An 18,425-nucleotide genomic window follows, 5' to 3' on the forward strand; every position below is an offset into this window, starting at 1 on the left:
AGGGGCATTACGTTCACGTAAGCCCCAACCTGCATCTTTATTTCATCGGATTAATAATTCCGTAAAAAACTATATCTTCAAACACGTCATTTTTGTAAATATGGTCTTTTAAAGTACCTTCATAATGCATACCACACTTTTCCATAATCTTACCAGAAGCGGGATTTGATTTAAAATAGCGAGCGTAAACACGATGATAGTTTTTCTCTGTAAACACAAAGTCGATAAGAGCCTTAGCTGCTTCTGTTGCATAGCCATTGCCCCAATGTTCTTCACCAATCCAATAGGCAATTTCGCCATTTTTGTATTGTTGATGATTGGAAATACCGATAGCCCCATATAACTGACCACTTTGTTTGTCTGTAATAGCAAATTCATATATTTGATCTAAGTCATAGTTTTTTTCATGATTTGCAATCCATGTCAGTGCACAATCAATTGAGTATGGATAAGGTAAATTCAACGTGCTTTTGTATAGATTGTAATTGTTGCAATACTTACTGACTTCCTGTGCATCCGTTTCTTTAAAAAGGCGTAGCAGTAGCCGATCTGTTTCGAGTGTTTTATCAGTTTTACTATAAATCATGTTCTTCCTCCTTCTTCTAGTTATTTCATGCCATGAAAACTTATTTTCATAGTATATCACATATAAATGGTTATTTTGTATAATTTTGGGTAATTCAAATGTTGAATACAGCTGGAAACATAATAACGATTTTAATAACATTTTGTTCTTAACAAAAAATGAAATAAGTGAATAATTAGCAATCCTATATGGCACATTAACATATAGGAGGTGGAAGAAAAATGTCTAAAATTATTGGTGTCGAACAATCATTATCAAATGTTGAAGATGCATTAAAAGCTAAAGGTTATGAAGTGATTCAGCTTCGCAATGAAGAAGATGCAAAAAAATGCGATGCTTGCGTAATTACAGGGCAGGATAGAGATGTTATGGGAATTAGTGATCCTATAATGGCAGGACCTGTTATTGATGCGGCTGGGCTTTCTGCTGATGAAGTAATACAGCGTGTAGATCATTATTTCCACTAAATATGGCTTAGGTGCTGTTTTTGAAGTCTAAAGTGGCTTCGAAAGCGGCATCTTTTAATTTCCACCTGAAGCAAGCTAAGTTTATCTCTTAAGTACTATTCCTAATATCTTTATACCAGCATTTCCTTTATAATTAACACTAGCTACATATTTTAACAATCACGGGTAGACATAAGGGGAGAGACTGAAATGGAAATACTTCACGCGACTCTGGATGAATTAGAAGAAGTAACAGTGCTATTTGATGAATATCGCCAGTTTTATGGATTAGAATCAGATAGAAGTAGTGCTAAAGCATTTATCCAATTACGAATGGCTTTAAAAGAATCCATTATTTTTATTGCTAAAGTAAATGGGAAAACGATTGGCTTTGCGCAACTATATCCAACTTTTTCATCTATCGCATTACAGCGGGCATATATACTAAATGATATATATGTAACAGACGATGCTAGAGGCCAAGGGGTGGGCAAAGCATTGATGGAGAAAGTGTTTCAATATTGTGAGCAACAATATGCAAGATATGTTACACTTCAAACGGCTACAGATAATGTGCATGCACGAAAGCTCTATGAAAATCTCAATATGAAGCAAGATCAATATTGTAATTATGTTAAGTATTTTAATTAGGAAAAAGCATCTCATCCATTTTGGATGTAGATGCTTTTTTTATGTCTATCTACAATAGCGTGATAGGTTTCATTGTAGTAGAAGTATGTGATAACTTAATCTTCTTTTTGAATTTTTGCATACACCAGAAAAGAAAACAATATTTGATTGAGATAAAAGTTAATTTTCGAATGAAGTCGTTGAGAATAAAGACAAAAGGCATCGAGGAACCTAACTCGATGCCTTGCTTTGTTTATAGTTGCTAGTTACTGTACTTCGAGCGTATATGGTTTTGTACTCGCTTTGCCGTTTACTTCACTAACTTCTATATAATATGTTCCTTTATCTAGTTCGACAAAACCTATTTCCGTATCTTTAGAACCGTAAAGATCTAATGTTTCAACCGTTTTTCCAAATGCATCAATAATTCGAATTACACCATCTAAACCTTTTTCAGTTTGTAAAGAGAAGAACACATCGCGTTTGCGGTCATTGTAAAATTCAAAATAGTCTTTATCGCCAAATGGCACACTGGCATTTAAATATTGATTAGCAACATATTTATCGCCACTTTTCGTTAGCTTTGTTGGTTCTGTTGGCAAACCATTCACTAATGTGGAATTTGCATCTTCATCAACATTTTTATGATTAAATACAGATAATGTGTATGGTTGCAGTGATACGAGCCCAAAGTCCGTACCGTTTATAGTAATAAAATAACCGTGATTTCTTTTTGCTAGGAAAGAGGTGTTGACCTCTGAAGTTCCCGAGAGACCAAGGAATATTTCAAATAAGCTTTCACCTTGTCCAAACGGAATTTCTGTTGCTAGTTCTTCGTCATCGATTTGCATATTGCCATTTGTATCCTCGATAATTGAACCAGAAAACTTCAAGTCAAATTGAAGTTCTTTTGGTAACTGATTGAGTTGTTTATTTGTATAAGGTACGGAAGATATCAGAAGACTTAAAACTGTATCCTCCCCTCGCTGTTTATAGTAGTAGTAATCTTTATCATCATTATAGAGAAGATGATTTTGATAGTCCTTACCTGGTACAATTGTTTGGGCATCGATGTCTGCATTTATATCATTGTTTTTGTCATCAGGTATAGCAACCATCTTACTTGTTGATAGTGTATATGGTTCGATAGAATGGCCACCAGTATTGATAATTTTCACAACGTATGTTTTATCTTTTTTCAGTGCTATTGCTTTTGCATCGTTTTCATCAATTGTTATGCCGTAAAGTAGACCAATTAGCCCTGGATCATTAGTTAATGAAGAAAATGGTAGCAACTCATTCGTTTCCTCATCATATTCCAATAATGTAGCGGCTGGCTTATGATTATATCCTTTTTTAATTTGGAAACCATAAATCGCATCTTCTGGAGCGGTAAATACGAAATAATCTTCATCATATTCCGTTTGGAAGTATGCTTTTTGACTTTCACCGATATTATAAGGAATCGCATTCTCCATAATAAGGTCAGCATCTATAGCATTTTCATCAAAATCTGAATCTAAACTTATATTTAAAAAATTATTTACTCGTTCCCGTTTCTTTCCTTTTAATGGAGCTGGCTCATTTTCACTGTATGGTAAATCGTCTTCAACAATTGGCTCATTCAAAGGAAGTCCGTCTTCATCTTCAGGAAGATGAACAATTTCTCCTTTTAACGTGTAAGGAATAATAGATTCATTAATGGACGATTTTTCCTCATTATCAATACCGCCGCTAAGGAGAATATCGATTGAGATTACGCCACTGTTGTCATTGGAAACGCTTAATACATACTCTTCCTCAGGGATTGCATCAAATACGATACTTGCATTTTCACCTTTTTCGGAGCTGAAATATGCTTGTATTGGGTAGGGGGCAATTTCATTTTCTTCAACATCTACTTGTTCTGTTGGGATGCTATCCAACTCACTTTTTAGATAGATTTCCATTGATGCTGTAACACCTGGTATACCTGATAAATCAAATTTTAATGTAGATGGTTCAGTTACTGAAAAAGTAAAGTAATCTTTGTCGATTTGTTGATCCTCTGAAAGTAATGTATAATTTTCCCCCGCTGTACTAAATGGGAACTGTTGAATATTATATGGACTGTCTATTGCTAATGAATCGATAGGTAATTCCTTCGTCGTTTCAGCTGTGAAAATGAAGTTAGATGCACCTTTTAGGCTATAGCTTCCATTATAATCTTTGACGCCAATAAGAAGCGTTCCTGCTTGTTCTGCTTTATAAAGGTAGCCTTCTTGTTTTCCTGCGCGAACATCATTTACATTAATCGTTTCTGACTCATCTTTTTGACCTGCAGGGTAGAAGTATAGGTCAAATGCATAGTCAAAGTAGCTAGCTCCTTTTAATGACAGTTGTGCATATTCACCTGCATCTAATTCAATTTTATACCATTTCTTTTCATCAGGTAGCTTGAACTCGCCTTTTTCGGTATTTTTACTATTTTTATTTAGCACTTTGGCATTGTTTAGGCGCTCTTCGTTTGTTTCAGAATAGCGCTTCGGTAGGTTGTTTAAATCGAAGTGTAATGCTTTAAATGGGTCAACGAGGCCATGTCCATAGGTGAGATCGTAGCCTCTTTCACCTAAATCCTTTGCGGTCATTTCGAGTATTGCCTCTATTTCATGAGGCTTTAAAGTAGGATATTTTGATTTTAGTAGAGCAGCTACACCCGCCACAACAGGAGATGCCATTGAAGTCCCGCTAAATGTTGTGAATGAGGATCCCTTTTTTCCATCATAAACGGTACTATAAATTTCTTCTCCTGGCGCAACGATGTCCACTGATGGTCCATAGTTTGAATAGCTTGATAATTTATTGTGTTTATTTGTAGAACCAACGCTAATGACACCTTCGAAAGAAGCGGGGAAGGAGTAATAATCTGTTGAATCATTCCCTGCAGCAGCTACAATTGTAATGCCTTTATCGATTGCTTTTTGTACGGCTTCCTGCATAAGAGGGGACTCGCCGTAGCCACCGAGACTCATATTAATAACGTCGGCATTTTGTTCAATGGCGTGCAGTATCCCTTGTGCTATAACGAAATCATTTGCACTTTGTTTGCCGTTAAAGACATCGATTGGAAGAATCTTTGCTGCTGGGAAAACACCGTATCCACCAAACCCGTTATCTTTAGTAGCTGCAATAATGCCTGCTACATGCGTCCCGTGGGGGTCAGAAAAGGTAGTATTGGCAGGTGTTGCAGCATTATATGGTGGAAGTATTTGAGACTTCAAATCTGGATGTTTATAATCTACACCAGAATCGATAACTGCCACTTTAACCTCATGATTTCCTGCTAATGATAAAGCTCTATCAATTTGCAGTAAGTCTAAATGATACATATCTTTTTTCTTTGGATCTACAATCGTATTAAAGGAATAATACTTGTAGCTTGGAGATACACTTTTAACTCCGTTTTGCTTGCCATAATACGAAAAAGCCTCTTCTAATGTTACACCTTTTTGAAGTTGGACTACTTCGTAGCCTAATGCAGGAATCGATCGAATTACTTTTGAACCAATTTTACTATGTACGGTCTTAGCAAGGCCCGAATGTTTAACGATAATCGTATCGGGACTAATCCATTCGTTTCCTCCATTTTGATAGTTGAACTGCTTTAAAGCTTGCTTTTTTTTGCTAGCGAGCATACTTGTCACCAATTCTGGGTTCTGTGGTGCTTCAGCAAAGGCAGAAGCAGCAGGAACCATTAGTGCAGAACATGCTACGACAGCGATTGATTTCATCACCCAGTTTTTCAATTGTTTTCCCTCCTTGAGTAAAATATGACATTTCACTATTTATAACGGATGGATAAAAGAAAAGTTTCATCATTCCTCAACAAATTTTTATAAAATTGTTTGTAAATTGTTTGAGTGCCTGTCACCCAAATGCTCAATTAGATTTTGTAAGTCTTCTTTTGAACGAGGCATCTGTATATTCTTATCAAAAAGATTTTTATTTTGCAGGGCGAGAGTTATGTCAAAAACCCAAGGTCGTTCAAGATGCGCTAGTTCAAGCAACTTCTCCTGATAGAACAATTCAACAGGATCCCCATTATAAATAACTTTACCTTCCTCCATCACAATTATTTGATCTGCCCATTCATAAGCCAAAGCAATATCATGGGTCGCCAATAAAAATGTTCGTTGCCCATTTTCTAATTTAGCTAAATAATGTAAAAGCTTTGCAGCATAATAATTGTCTAGTCCAGCAGTTGGTTCATCTAATAATAAAACAGACGGTTCCATTGCGAGCACACCTGCCATCGCCACACGTTTTTTCTGTCCGACACTTAAAAAATGAATCGGTTTCTCTAGTAATGATTCGACCTCTGTTTGTGCGACAGCCCAGGCGATTTTTTCCTCGATTTTTTCTTGTGACCAGCCAAGATTTAATGGACCGAAAGCGATGTCTTGCTTTACGGTACCTGAAAAAAGTTGATTGTCAGCATCTTGAAATACGATGCCTACTTGTTGGCGTAATGCTGATAATGCTTTTCTTGAATAGCTAAGTGCTTCGTTGCAAAAGGTAATATTGCCAGCGGTCGGTTTTAAAATCCCATTTAGATGCTGAAATAATGTTGATTTACCAGCACCATTATGACCGAGTATGGCGATTTTTTTCCCCTTTGGAATTTGTAATGTAATATCTGTTAGTGCTTCAGTACCGTCTGCATAGGCATACGATAACTGTTGAAGCTCAAAATAAAGTTCAGTCATGAGAAAAAACCTCCATATAAGATGAGGAATAAAAAAATAATAACCATTCCAAACCAATTTTTCTTGCTGTATCGTACACTATCTTGCCAATAGACCGATTCGCCACCACGTGCCTGCATCGCATTATTAAGTTCGCGACTACGTTGAAACATTTCGGCAAACAATGCTGCAATGAGCATGGAAATCGACCTAAGCCATTGCATAGGTGATTGATAGCCAAGGCGTGATTGTTGCGCAAGATGGATTTTTTGCATGCTATTTAAAAAAATAAAAATAAATCGATACGTAAGCTCTACTAACTCTACAAATAAAACAGGTAGATGCCATTGTCGTAATACGTGGCAAATAGATTGGACCGATGTTGTTAATATTAAAAAGTACAAACAACTAATGCTACCTAGTACACTGAACAATAACTGCTGTGCTGTAATCAAACTTGCATTACCGATGAAAATGGTCCAATGACTAAGTGAAAATGCAAAGCGATGTGCTGGTAGTATACTTGAATTTGGTGCAATTGAAATCAAAATAGATACTAAACTAGATAGTAGAAAAAAACCTGGTAACAATAGTAATTTTACATAATATGAAAAGGGAATTTTTGCGTATAAAATGATAAAAGCACTCATTACAATAAATGTAATGAGTGAAATAAGTTCATCTTTCACGATAAGCGATAATAGCAGTAACCCTAAGGAAAACGTCATTTTTTCTAACGGATGAACAGTCGCTAGTTTATTCATATAAGCATATTTATCAATGAGTAACATTGTTTAACCTTCCTTATGCTTGCCGCGCATATAGCCTACAAAATAGCCGATAAAGCCAGCACCAATCGCAGCCTGTAATACGAATAATAAGCTTTCAATTTCACCGCTTGGTGGCTCCCATAAGCTTTCAAACCATGGTTCATACTCTGCATTAATTTCACCGATTGCAGCTTCTGCTTCTCCGTCAGCACCACCAAATTCTGCACCCTTTTGTACGAAAAGGGGGATGATTGCTAAAAGTACAACGACAGCTAGTAGCAGTAAATTTTTCTTCATCCTAATGTGCCTCCTTTGCTGAGAAAACACGAAGAGCCTTTAATTCGCTCACATTGTATTTTTTTAGGAAATTCATGACGATAACAGTTAAAATTCCTTCACTAATTGCGAGAGGAATTTGTGTTAAAGCAAAAATCCCTGCAAATTTTGTGAATGAAGCCATAAAGCCTCCTACTTCAGAAGGGAAAGCTAGTGCTAATTGAACTGAAGTGACAACGTAAGTACCTAAGTCCCCAAGCATCGCGGCAAAAAAGACAGCGATAGAAAATGAAAGACCAATTTTTTGAGAACCTTTAAAGACATAATACGCAATAATTGGACCTACAATCGCCATTGAGAAAGCATTCGCACCTAAAGTAGTAATACCACCATGCGCTAAAAGTAAAGATTGAAATAATAAAACGATTGTTCCGATTACGCTCATTGCTAATGGCCCGAAAAGAACCGTACCAAGACCAACACCAGTAGGATGTGAGCAGCTTCCTGTTACTGATGGGATTTTCAGTGCTGATAAAACGAATGCAAACGCACCTGATAAGCCTAATATCATTTTTGTTTCAGGATTTTCATCAATTGTTTTACGAATAGAACGCAATCCTAAAATAATAAATGGAATCGAAACGACCCACCAAAAAATCGCCCATTCAATCGGCAAAAACCCTTCCATGATATGCATGGCAAACGCTCGATTTGGTACTAGTAAAAAAGCTAGTAAGAAATAACTAAGTTTCCAAAATGAAAATTTCAAAACCATTCCTCCTTCACAGTCATTTTCGAATGTAGGATGCGCAATAAAAAAAGCACTTCTCCGTCTAGGAAAAAGTGCATAGCTGAAAAAGCAAATACTAATGGTCATTTGCTAAGCCGCACACCTATCCTCGTAGGTTGAAACGATCACGATTTTTTCGGCAGGTCTCCTGGCTTAAGATCAACATTTTATAGGCCTTCCCGTCCTTTGGACAGTGACATTTTCTATAAAATTCCCTCATACAGTGGCGGGACCGCGCCGGACTTAAACCGGCTTCCCTTTTAAGCGAAATGTATACACTTCGCACCGAAAAAAGATGAAATTGTGAGTTTTCACGAAGAAGTGTAACATGTTTTTCCAATCATAAGCTATTCTTTTTTTGTAAAAAGATTTTTTAATAGAATTACATTCTAGAAAATTCAGATAAATGTAAGAGAGAATCAATCAATTTTAACGGAATATTTGTTGAAATTTTATTAAAAATCTAATAAATAAAAAAGAAATGTTGAAAAGAGTAAAAATAATAGGCTATGATAGAAACAGTTTTATATTCGTTTTATTAACATTTCATTTCAAAATTTAAATATAAATCCATCATTAAGTGCTCGATAGACTTCGAGATAATAGGGAAATCGGTGTAAATCCGATACAGCCCCCGCTACTGTAATAGCTGATGAAATCGCAATGCCACTGGAAACTTGGGAAGGCGCGAAAGTAAGAGGAAGCTTAAGTCAGGAAACCTGCTTAGTTGATGATATGCAAACTTTTCGGAGGGAGAAGTGAAGCGAGAGCGGATACGTGTATATTCGTTTTTATTTTGGCTTCTATAAAACCTTTACTCTTCGATGTTGAGTAAAGGTTTTTTCTTTTTCCTAAAAGTCAATGAGGGGAGAACAGCAATGACAACTTGGAACTTAGAGGGCATGAAAACACATCTTTTTATTTGTAATGGTAGTAGTTGCATGAAAAAAGAGGCTGAGGAAATTACGTTGGCCATACGAGATGAAATAGAGAAATTAGCACTCGATAAGGAAATACATACAACAAGAACGCGTTGTAATGGCAGATGCAAAGATGCATGTGTTGTAATCGCGTATCCACAGGGAAATTGGTATCGTGTGACAACAGTAGAGCATGGTAGAACGCTTGTAAAAGATTTAAACGATGATTCTTTACATAGTGAGCATGTGTTTACTTTGACAGAAGGTACGTTGCAGCGTACCCCGCAAACAACAGCCATCAAAGGCATCGATAAGGTGAAAGAGGGGTAAAAAATGGCGCAAAAAGGAAAGATTTTTGTTGTAGGCTTTGGACCTGGGGATTTCAAGCATATTACAACCCGTGCTGTAGAGGCATTACAACAAAGTGAATTTATTATCGGTTATAAAACATATGTTGAGCTCATTCAAGATTTAGTAAGTGCAAAGTCGATTGTTAGTACTGGCATGACAGAAGAAGTGTCACGTGCACAAGAAGCAGTTCGTCAAGCCGAGGCTGGAAATATTGTTGCGGTTATTTCGAGTGGTGACTCGGGCGTATATGGAATGGCTGGACTTGTATATGAAGTCCTCATTGAGCTTGGTTGGACGGAAGCAACAGGGATTGAAGTTGAGATTGTGCCAGGAATTTCTGCTATTAATTCTTGTGCAAGTTTGCTAGGCGCACCAATTATGCATGATTCTTGCACGATTAGTTTAAGTGATCATTTAACGCCTTGGAATTTAATTGCAAAGCGTGTGGAAGCTGCGGCGATGGCGGATTTTGTCATTGCTCTATATAACCCTAAAAGTGGCCGCCGTACACGTCAAATTGTAGAAGCGCAACGAATTTTACTAGAATATCGATCACCTGATACGCCTGTAGGACTTGTGAAAAGTGCCTACCGAGATCGTCAGGAAATAACAATGACAACGTTAGCAGAGATGCTCGAGCATGATATCGGCATGTTAACTACAGTAATTATTGGCAATTCATCGACATTTTTCTATGACAATAAAATGATTACACCGCGTGGCTATCAGCGCAAATATACACTTGGAGAAGAAAAACAGCCTTTACGTCCACACCAGCGTTTAAGAGAAGAAAATGAACCGTGGGCAATGAACCAAGAAACAGGTACTGCACGCCAAGACTTTGCGGCAGATCCCAATGCAGGACGGATGAAAAGTAGTATTGCAATAGCACCTGCGCCTGTAACAGTACCAGAAAAATCATCATTGGAAATGGCAGCAACAGCACTTGCCATGGTGAAAGGAACAACTGTCACAAAGACAACAACAAAGTTAGTCCAGCAAAAAATGGAGTCGATTTTTGAACTTGCTGTTAGTCCAGGGGTAGCAAATAAATTTTTCACGCCACAACAAATGATGACGTTAGCTGAAGTTGTGGGAGATGAAGGCACGATGGAATATACACCAGACCATCAAATTCATTTGAAAATTCCGACGACAGAGCCTGAAATGATTACTGAAAAGTTAAGAGCAGTAGGCTTTTTACTTGCACCAATAGGGGATGTGCTGTCATTAAAAGCCTGTGATTTCTGTTATGGAGAGAAGGCGGATTCAATTCCATATGCAGAGGAAATTCAAGATAAGCTTGGTGGATTATCCCTGCCTAAAACTTTAAATATTGGTTTTAATGGCTGTGGCATGGCGTGCTATCGAGCAGTGTTTGACGATATCGGTATCGTCTATCGAAAAAGTAAATTTGATGTTTTTATCGGCGCTAAGCCAGTAGGGCGTACAGCCCATGCGGCACAGCCCGTTGTAGAGGGGCTAGAGCCAGAACAGCTTATTCCGCTTATTACAGACATTATTGAGGAATACAAGGCAAATGCACATCCAAATGAACGCTTGTTCAAATATTTCAAACGGGTGAAAAAAATATTGCATTTTACGTATCAAGATATGTCGTCAAAAATAAAAGTAGAGCCAGCTCCGTGCGGCGACTAGTGAGGAGATAAAAAAATGAAAGCAATTTTATTTGTTGGCCATGGTAGCCGTTTAGCAGCAGGAAACGACGAGGTGCGCACGTTTATCGAGCAAATGACACCTCGAGTTGATAAAAGTTTTTTAGTTGAAACATGTTTTTTGGAGTTTGCCTCTCCTAACATAGAAGAAGGTATTACGAATTGTATAAACAAGGGTGCTACAGAGGTCCATGTAATTCCGATTATTCTACTTCATGCAGGCCATTCAAAAATGCATATACCTGCAGAAATCGAACATGCACGTGAACATTATCCAAACATTACATTTACCTATGGGCAAACAATCGGTATTCATGATGAAATATTTGCTATTTTAGAAGACCGCTTAGCAGAAATCGGCTTTAATACTGAAGAAGAACATAAGGATACTGCCATTTTATTAATTGCACGAGGTGGTAGTGACCCAGCTGCAAATGGTGATTTTTATAAAATTACTCGTTTGTTATGGGAAAAACTGAACGTTCCTTATGTGGAAAGTGCTTTTATGGGCGTGACAGATCCTCGTGTTGAAGAAGGCATTGAACGCTGCGTTAAACTAGGGGCGAAAAAAATTATTATGCTACCGTACTTTTTATTCACAGGTATTTTAATGGAACGTATGAATGGTATGTGCGAGCAATTTAATAAGCAATATCCTGACTGTGATATTCAAATTGCTAACTATTTTGGCTACCATGAACGTTTGCAAAATGTCCTTTTAAACCGTATTGAGCAAGCAGTAAATGGTACATCAACAGGTATGCAAGATTTAGAAAATTATCGTGCTTATGCGGCGGTACATGGACATGCGCATCATCATCACCATCATGACCACGACCACGATCACGATCACGACCATCATGACCATGACCACCATCATGACCATCATCATAACGAGGAGCTAGTAAAATGATTTTCATGTTAGCAGGTACGAGTGACGCAAGGAATCTTGCACTTGAATTGCAGTCAGTGGGCTATGCTGTGACGGCGACAGTTGTGACAGATTCAGCCGCTTCAAGCCTTGCAGAGGTAGGTCTACCACATCTAGTTGGTAGACTAACGGCTGAGGAAATGGCAGCAATACTTACAGAACGCGGATATCGTCTAGTTGTCGATGCTTCACATCCATTTGCAGAGGAAGCATCTAAAAATGCGATGGCAGCAGCAAAGAGTGCTGGTGTTCCATATATTCGATATGAACGTGCGAATGAGCATTATGACCACCCGTTGATTACAGTTGTCAAAGACTATGAGGAAGCAGCACAATTAGCCGCAACAAAACGTGGTGTCATTATGCTGACAACTGGCAGTAAAACGCTTGCAACGTTTACAAAAGTATTACAAGGCCTAGAAAATACACGTGTTATCGCACGTATGCTTCCGCGCCTTGATAATATGGAAAAATGTGAGGCACTTGGTGTGGCACAAAGAGACATTGTTGCTATTCAAGGTCCTTTTTCTAAAGAATTAAACGAAGCGTTATTTCGTCAATATGACGTGACATTGATGATTACGAAAGAAAGTGGCAAGGTCGGCTCAGTCGATGAAAAGCTTGACGCAGCGCTGGCTTGTGGTATTGAAACAATATTAATCGCACGACCAAATATAAAATACGGCCAGCAATATTCCTCATTTGAGGAAGTAGTACAGGCGGTACAACACATACTTTAGGAGGCATTCCATATGGATTTCAAAACAGATTTCAAACCATTAACAGTAGACCCAGACAAAATTTATGACTATAGTTTCTCGATAATTGCAGAGGAAATGGGCGAACATGATTTTACAGAAGATGAGTGGAAGATTGTACGTCGTATTATCCATGCTTCTGCTGACTTTGAATTAGGACGTAGCGTTATTATTACACCAGGAGCGATTGAAGCAGGCATTAAGTCAATCCTTGCAGGTCGTCATGTCATTGCTGATGTACAAATGATTGAAAGTGGTTCAGGAAAAAAACGTTTCCAAAAGCATGGTGGGGATTTACACTGCTATATCGCAGATGAAGACGTTTCTATTGAAGCAAAAAAACAAAATACAACGCGTGCGATTATCTCTATGCAAAAGGCTTCAAAATTACACGAAGGTGGCATTTATGCAATCGGAAATGCACCGACAGCCTTACTAGAGTTAATTCGCTTAATTAAAGAAGGGTTAGCCAAACCAGACTTAATTATTGGTATGCCAGTAGGGTTTGTATCAGCAGCAGAGTCAAAAGAAGAGCTGTTAAAGCTAGAGGGAATTCCTTATATTACAAATGTTGGGCGTAAAGGCGGTAGTACAGTGACGGTTGCTGCTTTAAATGCCGTTTCATTATTAGCGGACGAACAGGCGAAAAAATAATGGAGCGGAAGCCAAAAAAGGATCCTAAAGACATGCGTCACGGTTATACAACAGGAGCCTGTGCAACTGCAGTTACAAAAGCAGCATTACTAGCACTCATTACAAATGAAGAGCAAGAAACGAGTACTATTCATTTGCCTATTGGACGAGACGCAACATTTACGATAGAAAAATGTACGTTTAGCAGCAATGAAGTAAGCTGTGAAACGATTAAGGATGCTGGTGATGATCCAGATGCGACACACAAAGCCCTTATTATTGGCACAGTAAGCTGGGCTAATACACCTGGGATACATTTAGATGGAGGTATTGGCGTCGGGCGCGTAACAAAGCCCGGCTTGCCTGTTGCTGTTGGGGAAGCAGCAATTAACCCTGTACCACGTAAAATGATACATAGTACCGTACAAGACGTGCTAGACGAGTTTAAAATTAATCGCGGCGTAAATGTTGTTATTTCTGTACCAGAAGGTGAGGAAATTGCAAAAAAAACATTAAATGGTCGTCTTGGCATTATTGGGGGCATTTCCATTTTAGGCACAAGGGGAACCGTCGTGCCTTTTTCGAGTTCTGCATATATGGCAAGTATTGTTCAAGCTATTAGTGTCGCAAGGGCAGCTGGTTGTGAACATGTTGTTGTCACAACAGGTGGGCGAAGTGAAAAGTTTGGGATGGCCCAATATCCTACATTACCTGAGGAAGCATTTATTGAAATGGGTGATTTTGTCGGCTTTACATTAAAGCATTGTAAACGACTTGGCATTAAGCAAGTATCGCTCGTTGGAATGATGGGGAAATTTTCGAAAGTAGCACAAGGTGTAATGATGGTGCACTCCAAAAGCGCAGCCATTGATTTTAATTTTTTAGCGCAGCTAGCCATTGATATTGGGGCAGATGAAGAAACAGTAGCGCAAGTAAGAGAGGCAAATACCGCATCACAGGTTGGTGAAATCATGGCTGAAAAAGGCTACGATGCTTTCTTTCATCACCTATGCGAGGCGTGCTGTTATTCTTCTTTACATCATATTAGAGGGGGCATGACGCTCTCCACATCGATTTATTCGATGCAGGGACAATTATTAGGAAGGGCTGATGACATTGCATCAATCGATGAAATTGATTGGGATCGGGGATAACGGGCAGGAAAGTTTGCTACCACAGTATAGACAGTGGCTTGAAGACTGCGAGGTGCTTGTAGGTGGTGAGCGTATCCTTGATTTTTTCCCAAGCTTTACAGGAGAAAAAGTAGTCATTAAAGGCGGACTTTCAACGCTTGTTGAAAAACTATCCGAAGAAACGAGACAGACAGTTATTTTAGCTTCGGGTGATCCTTTGTTTTATGGCATAGGGGGCTATTTAGCCAAAAAGCTGAATATCGAAGTATATCCGTATATGAGCTCCGTGCAGCTTGCATTTTCAAAAATGGGCGAAAGCTGGCAGGATGCCTATATAACGAGTATTCACGGGCGACCAATGAAAGGCTTAGCGCAACGTATTGATGGCAAAAAGAAAGTAGCTTTACTGACAGATGCAGACAATAATCCAAATGCACTGGCACGTTATTTAAAGCATTTTGGTATAACCGAATACCGAGCTTTTGTGGCAGAAAATTTACAAGGCATTGATGAAAAATATGGCTGGTATACTCTTGATGAATTAGAAAAAGCGGAATTTTCACCTTTAAATGTTGTTATTCTACAGCAAACATCAGCTCCTAAGCATTATACACTTGGTATTGAAGATGAAGAGTTTTCGCAACGTAAACCAGATAAAGGACTGATTACGAAAAAAGAAATTCGTGTATTAAGTTTACAAGCTATGCAAATTCAAAAGGATAGTACGATTTGGGATGTTGGTACGTGCACAGGTTCGATGGCAATTGAAGCTGGTAAACTGGCACCTGAAGGTCAAGTGTATGCAGTGGAAAAAAATGCACCTGATTTAGAAAACTGTCTACAAAATCAACAGAAATTCCGCGTGGATATTACCGCTATTCATAGTAAAGCGCCAGCTGGACTGGAACATTTTCCAGACCCAGATGCGATTTTTATCGGCGGAACAGGTGGGGAAATGGTGGAGTTATTACAACTGTGCTGTGCACGCCTAAAGCCCAATGGTCGCATTGTCTTAAATGCGGCTACAATTGAAAATTTATATAAGGCAGTTGAGGCGTTTAAAGCTTGTGGCTTTGCAGTAGAAATTTTACAGGCGCAACTTGCACGTAGTAAACCGATTTTAGATATGACTCGCTTTGTCCCATTAAACCCGATCTATATTATTTCGGCACATCGAAAGGAAGAAAATCATGAGTAATCTTGGTATTTTATATGGCTTAGGCGTAGGCCCTGGCGACCCAGAGTTAATTACAGTAAAGGCATTCCGAGTTATCCAAGAGTCACCCGTTATTGCCTACCCGAAAAAATTAAAGGGTAGTAAAAGCTATGCACATCGTATTGTGGATGTTTACATTAATCCTGAGGAAAAAGATATGCTTGGTCTTGTTTTCCCGATGACGAAGGATGAAGCAGTTTTAGAACGTGAATGGACGAAATCTGTTGAACTTGTTTATGGTAAATTGAAAGAAGGCAAGGATGTTGCCTTTGTGACAGAAGGTGATCCTCTTTTATATAGTACTTTTATTCATATGATGAAGTTAATGCAGGACACGCATCCAGATGTAGAAATTCGTACTGTACCTGGTATTTCATCATTCAATGGTTCTGCATCACGACTAGGCATAGCCCTTGCGGATGGAGATGATCGTGTCGCAATTATTCCAGCTCATGATAATTATGAGGCAATGCGTGAGGCCATTGAAAGTCATGATGCAGTCGTATTTATAAAAGTAGCAAAGGTTATTGATTTAATGTTAGAAGTGCTACGTGATTTAGACTTGCTTGATAAGGCTTCCGTTGTGACAAAGGTTACGTCCGATGAGGAAATTATTTGGGATGTGCGTGAACTAGACGGTGTAGATTTAGAATATTTAACGTTAATGGTGGTGCGTAAATAATGAAGAAAATTTATATTGTTGGTGCAGGCCCAGGAGACCCAGATTTAATTACAGTTAAAGGTTTACATATGCTACAAACAGCGGATGTTGTCATGTATACGGATTCACTAGTCAATGAAGATCTTATTGCAAAGGCAAAGCCAGGTGCGGAAGTTATTCGTACAGCTGGTATGCATTTAGAAGAAATGGTGGCGGTCATGGTTGAACGTGTCAATGCAGGGAAAGTAGTAGCACGTATGCATACGGGCGACCCTGCGATGTATGGAGCTATCATGGAACAGATTGCATTGTTGAAGAAGGAAGGGATTGGCTACGAAGTTATTCCTGGAGTTAGCTCGGTATTTGCTTCAGCGGCGGCAATTGGTGCGGAATTAACCATTCCTGATTTAACACAAACGCTTATTTTAACACGTGCAGAAGGTCGTACACCTGTACCTGAGTTTGAAAAGCTACGTGATCTTGCTAGCCATCATTGTACGATTGCGCTGTTTTTAAGTGCAACACTAACAAAGAAAATTGTCAAAGAATTGCAAAGTGCGGGATGGTCTGATGATACACCAGTTGCGGTCATTCAGCGTGCAACTTGGCCCGATCAAAAAATTGTTCGTACGACTTTAGTTGAGCTTGATGAAGCGATGCGTGTCAATGGTATTCGTAAGCATGCGATGATTTTAGCTGGTTGGGCATTAGACCCAAATATCCATGATAAAGACGAGTACCGCTCAAAACTATATGATGCGACCTTTACACATGGCTTCCGAAAAGGTGTGAAGACAAGTGATTGAATTACAAGAGGGGGTATTGCCTGCAGTTGATCAGCGCAATCCGTATGCTGTTGTGGCCATTACAAAGCATGGTGTTCAAATCGGTCGCAAGCTACAGCAAACATTTGCTGCAAGTGACCTATATTATATGAGTAAATTTGAACAGGGCGACGAAGATGAAAAGCATATTCAGCTTTTTTCTGGTACTGTTCGTTTATTACTACCGACGCTTTTTAAGCAGTATAAAGGCTTAATCTTAATTATTTCACTTGGTGCAGTGGTGCGCATGATTGCACCAATTTTACAGGATAAGAAGACTGATCCTGGTGTTGTTGTTATTGATGATCGGGGAGAGAATGTAATTAGTGTACTCTCGGGGCATTTAGGTGGAGCGAATGAGCTAACGCATGAAGTTGCAGCGGCACTTGGAGCAAACCCTATTATTACAACAGCTTCTGACGTTCAAAAAACAATTCCTGTTGACTTATTTGGTGCTCGCTTTGGCTGGGTTTGGGACAGTGCAGATAAGCTAACACCTGTTAGCGCCTCTGTTGTTAATGAAGAACACGTTGCAATTGTGCAGGAAGCTGGGGAACGTGATTGGTGGATGCGTGATACACCAATGCCTGAGCAAATAAAAATTTACCCATCAGCACACGAAGCGATTGAAGCAAATCCACACGCTACGCTGTTCATTACCGACCGTCTCATTGAACCTGAGGAAGAAGTACTTCTTGAAAATGGCGTCATTTATCGACCAAAAACGATTGTACTTGGTATGGGCTGTAATCGTGGGACGGCAGTTGAAGAGATTGAACAAGTGATTGATGAAACGCTAGCAGAGCTGAAGCTTTCGAAAAAAAGTGTCAAAGCACTTTGTACAATTGATTTGAAAAAAGATGAATCATGCTTTATTGAAATAACAAAAAAATATGATTGGGCGTTTGTAACATATACTCCCGAACAATTAAATGAAATCAATTTCCCATCGCCATCTGAGACAGTATTTAAATATACAGGGGCATATGGGGTAAGTGAACCAGCTGCTATGCGCTATGCACAGGTTGATTCCCTGCTATTACCAAAGAAAAAATCAGGCAATGCTACGATTTCTGTAGCAAGATTAGTATATTAAGGAG

At 38.8% G+C, this 18,425-nt stretch carries 18 protein-coding genes and 2 riboswitches; of the genes, 12 read left to right on the forward strand and 6 right to left on the reverse strand.

The features are described from left to right. Positions 1 to 37 precede the first annotated feature (37 nt). On the reverse strand, positions 38 to 586 hold the full coding sequence (locus tag JNUCC52_RS22760; RefSeq protein ID WP_337980907.1) for a GNAT family N-acetyltransferase: 549 nt from the start codon (positions 584 to 586) through the stop codon (positions 38 to 40). Between the two features lie 221 nt (positions 587 to 807). Between JNUCC52_RS22760 and JNUCC52_RS22765 the strand changes: the two genes are divergently transcribed. Both JNUCC52_RS22765 and JNUCC52_RS22770 read left to right on the forward strand, forming a co-directional pair. After that, positions 808 to 1,053 (forward strand): YkuS family protein, encoded by a 246-nt coding sequence (locus JNUCC52_RS22765; protein WP_173478988.1) that lies wholly within the window; start codon positions 808 to 810, stop codon positions 1,051 to 1,053. Between the two features lie 189 nt (positions 1,054 to 1,242). Beyond that, positions 1,243 to 1,683, forward strand: coding sequence for a GNAT family N-acetyltransferase (locus JNUCC52_RS22770; protein WP_173478987.1), 441 nt, complete (start codon positions 1,243 to 1,245; stop codon positions 1,681 to 1,683). 245 nt (positions 1,684 to 1,928) lie between these two features. Here the strand turns inward: JNUCC52_RS22770 and JNUCC52_RS22775 are convergent, their stop codons facing one another. The 5 genes from JNUCC52_RS22775 to JNUCC52_RS22795 all read right to left on the reverse strand — a co-directional run bounded on the left by JNUCC52_RS22775 (position 1,929) and on the right by JNUCC52_RS22795 (position 8,201). Further along, positions 1,929 to 5,447: a S8 family peptidase gene (locus tag JNUCC52_RS22775; RefSeq protein WP_337980908.1), complete on the reverse strand. Its 3,519-nt coding sequence runs from the start codon at positions 5,445 to 5,447 to the stop codon at positions 1,929 to 1,931. An 87-nt stretch (positions 5,448 to 5,534) separates the two neighbouring features. Further along, the gene (locus JNUCC52_RS22780; RefSeq protein ID WP_337980909.1) at positions 5,535 to 6,407 is read right to left on the reverse strand and encodes an energy-coupling factor ABC transporter ATP-binding protein; all 873 of its coding nucleotides are present in this window, start codon (positions 6,405 to 6,407) and stop codon (positions 5,535 to 5,537) included. Further along, a complete protein-coding gene (gene cbiQ / locus JNUCC52_RS22785) occupies positions 6,404 to 7,177 on the reverse strand; it encodes a cobalt ECF transporter T component CbiQ (protein ID WP_173478983.1) in 774 nt (257 codons plus the stop codon). Before cbiQ ends, JNUCC52_RS22780 begins: the two co-directional genes overlap by 4 nt. Positions 7,178 to 7,180: 3 nt before the next feature. Beyond that, a complete protein-coding gene (locus JNUCC52_RS22790) occupies positions 7,181 to 7,453 on the reverse strand; it encodes an energy-coupling factor ABC transporter substrate-binding protein (protein ID WP_173478982.1) in 273 nt (90 codons plus the stop codon). 1 nt (position 7,454) lies between these two features. Further along, on the reverse strand, positions 7,455 to 8,201 hold the full coding sequence (locus JNUCC52_RS22795) for an energy-coupling factor ABC transporter permease (RefSeq protein ID WP_173478981.1): 747 nt from the start codon (positions 8,199 to 8,201) through the stop codon (positions 7,455 to 7,457). A gap of 142 nt (positions 8,202 to 8,343) precedes the next feature. Further along, positions 8,344 to 8,527, reverse strand: a riboswitch (cobalamin riboswitch). A gap of 256 nt (positions 8,528 to 8,783) precedes the next feature. Further along, positions 8,784 to 8,963, forward strand: a riboswitch (cobalamin riboswitch). A gap of 137 nt (positions 8,964 to 9,100) precedes the next feature. Here JNUCC52_RS22795 and JNUCC52_RS22800 point away from each other — a divergent pair. Genes JNUCC52_RS22800 through JNUCC52_RS22845 form a run of 10 tightly spaced genes read left to right on the forward strand, consistent with a single transcriptional unit; the run spans position 9,101 to position 18,421 of the window. Then, positions 9,101 to 9,472 (forward strand): (2Fe-2S) ferredoxin domain-containing protein, encoded by a 372-nt coding sequence (locus JNUCC52_RS22800; protein WP_337980910.1) that lies wholly within the window; start codon positions 9,101 to 9,103, stop codon positions 9,470 to 9,472. 3 nt (positions 9,473 to 9,475) lie between these two features. Then, a complete protein-coding gene (gene cobJ / locus JNUCC52_RS22805; RefSeq protein ID WP_173478979.1) occupies positions 9,476 to 11,152 on the forward strand; it encodes a precorrin-3B C(17)-methyltransferase in 1,677 nt (558 codons plus the stop codon). 15 nt (positions 11,153 to 11,167) lie between these two features. Beyond that, positions 11,168 to 12,082 carry a sirohydrochlorin chelatase gene (locus tag JNUCC52_RS22810; protein WP_337980911.1) on the forward strand — a complete coding sequence of 305 codons (915 nt, stop codon included), beginning with the start codon at positions 11,168 to 11,170 and terminating at the stop codon, positions 12,080 to 12,082. Further along, positions 12,079 to 12,840 (forward strand): precorrin-6A reductase, encoded by a 762-nt coding sequence (gene cobK / locus JNUCC52_RS22815; protein WP_173478977.1) that lies wholly within the window; start codon positions 12,079 to 12,081, stop codon positions 12,838 to 12,840. Before JNUCC52_RS22810 ends, cobK begins: the two co-directional genes overlap by 4 nt. A gap of 12 nt (positions 12,841 to 12,852) precedes the next feature. Next, complete coding sequence (locus tag JNUCC52_RS22820) at positions 12,853 to 13,512, forward strand: precorrin-8X methylmutase (RefSeq protein ID WP_173478976.1); 660 nt, start codon at positions 12,853 to 12,855, stop codon at positions 13,510 to 13,512. After that, entirely contained in the window at positions 13,512 to 14,645 is a 1,134-nt protein-coding gene (locus JNUCC52_RS22825; RefSeq protein ID WP_337980912.1) for a cobalt-precorrin-5B (C(1))-methyltransferase, read from the forward strand. Before JNUCC52_RS22820 ends, JNUCC52_RS22825 begins: the two co-directional genes overlap by 1 nt. Then, positions 14,602 to 15,822, forward strand: coding sequence for a precorrin-6y C5,15-methyltransferase (decarboxylating) subunit CbiE (gene cbiE / locus JNUCC52_RS22830; RefSeq protein ID WP_337980913.1), 1,221 nt, complete (start codon positions 14,602 to 14,604; stop codon positions 15,820 to 15,822). Before JNUCC52_RS22825 ends, cbiE begins: the two co-directional genes overlap by 44 nt. Beyond that, positions 15,815 to 16,522 (forward strand): precorrin-2 C(20)-methyltransferase, encoded by a 708-nt coding sequence (gene cobI / locus JNUCC52_RS22835; RefSeq protein ID WP_173478973.1) that lies wholly within the window; start codon positions 15,815 to 15,817, stop codon positions 16,520 to 16,522. Before cbiE ends, cobI begins: the two co-directional genes overlap by 8 nt. After that, positions 16,522 to 17,307: a precorrin-4 C(11)-methyltransferase gene (gene cobM / locus JNUCC52_RS22840; protein WP_173478972.1), complete on the forward strand. Its 786-nt coding sequence runs from the start codon at positions 16,522 to 16,524 to the stop codon at positions 17,305 to 17,307. The genes cobI and cobM overlap by 1 nt, the downstream gene beginning before the upstream one ends. Beyond that, on the forward strand, positions 17,300 to 18,421 hold the full coding sequence (locus JNUCC52_RS22845; protein ID WP_173478971.1) for a cobalt-precorrin 5A hydrolase: 1,122 nt from the start codon (positions 17,300 to 17,302) through the stop codon (positions 18,419 to 18,421). The genes cobM and JNUCC52_RS22845 overlap by 8 nt, the downstream gene beginning before the upstream one ends. Positions 18,422 to 18,425 lie beyond the last annotated feature (4 nt).

The organism is Lysinibacillus sp. JNUCC-52 (assembly GCF_015999545.1).
Lineage (GTDB): Bacteria > Bacillota > Bacilli > Bacillales_A > Planococcaceae > Lysinibacillus.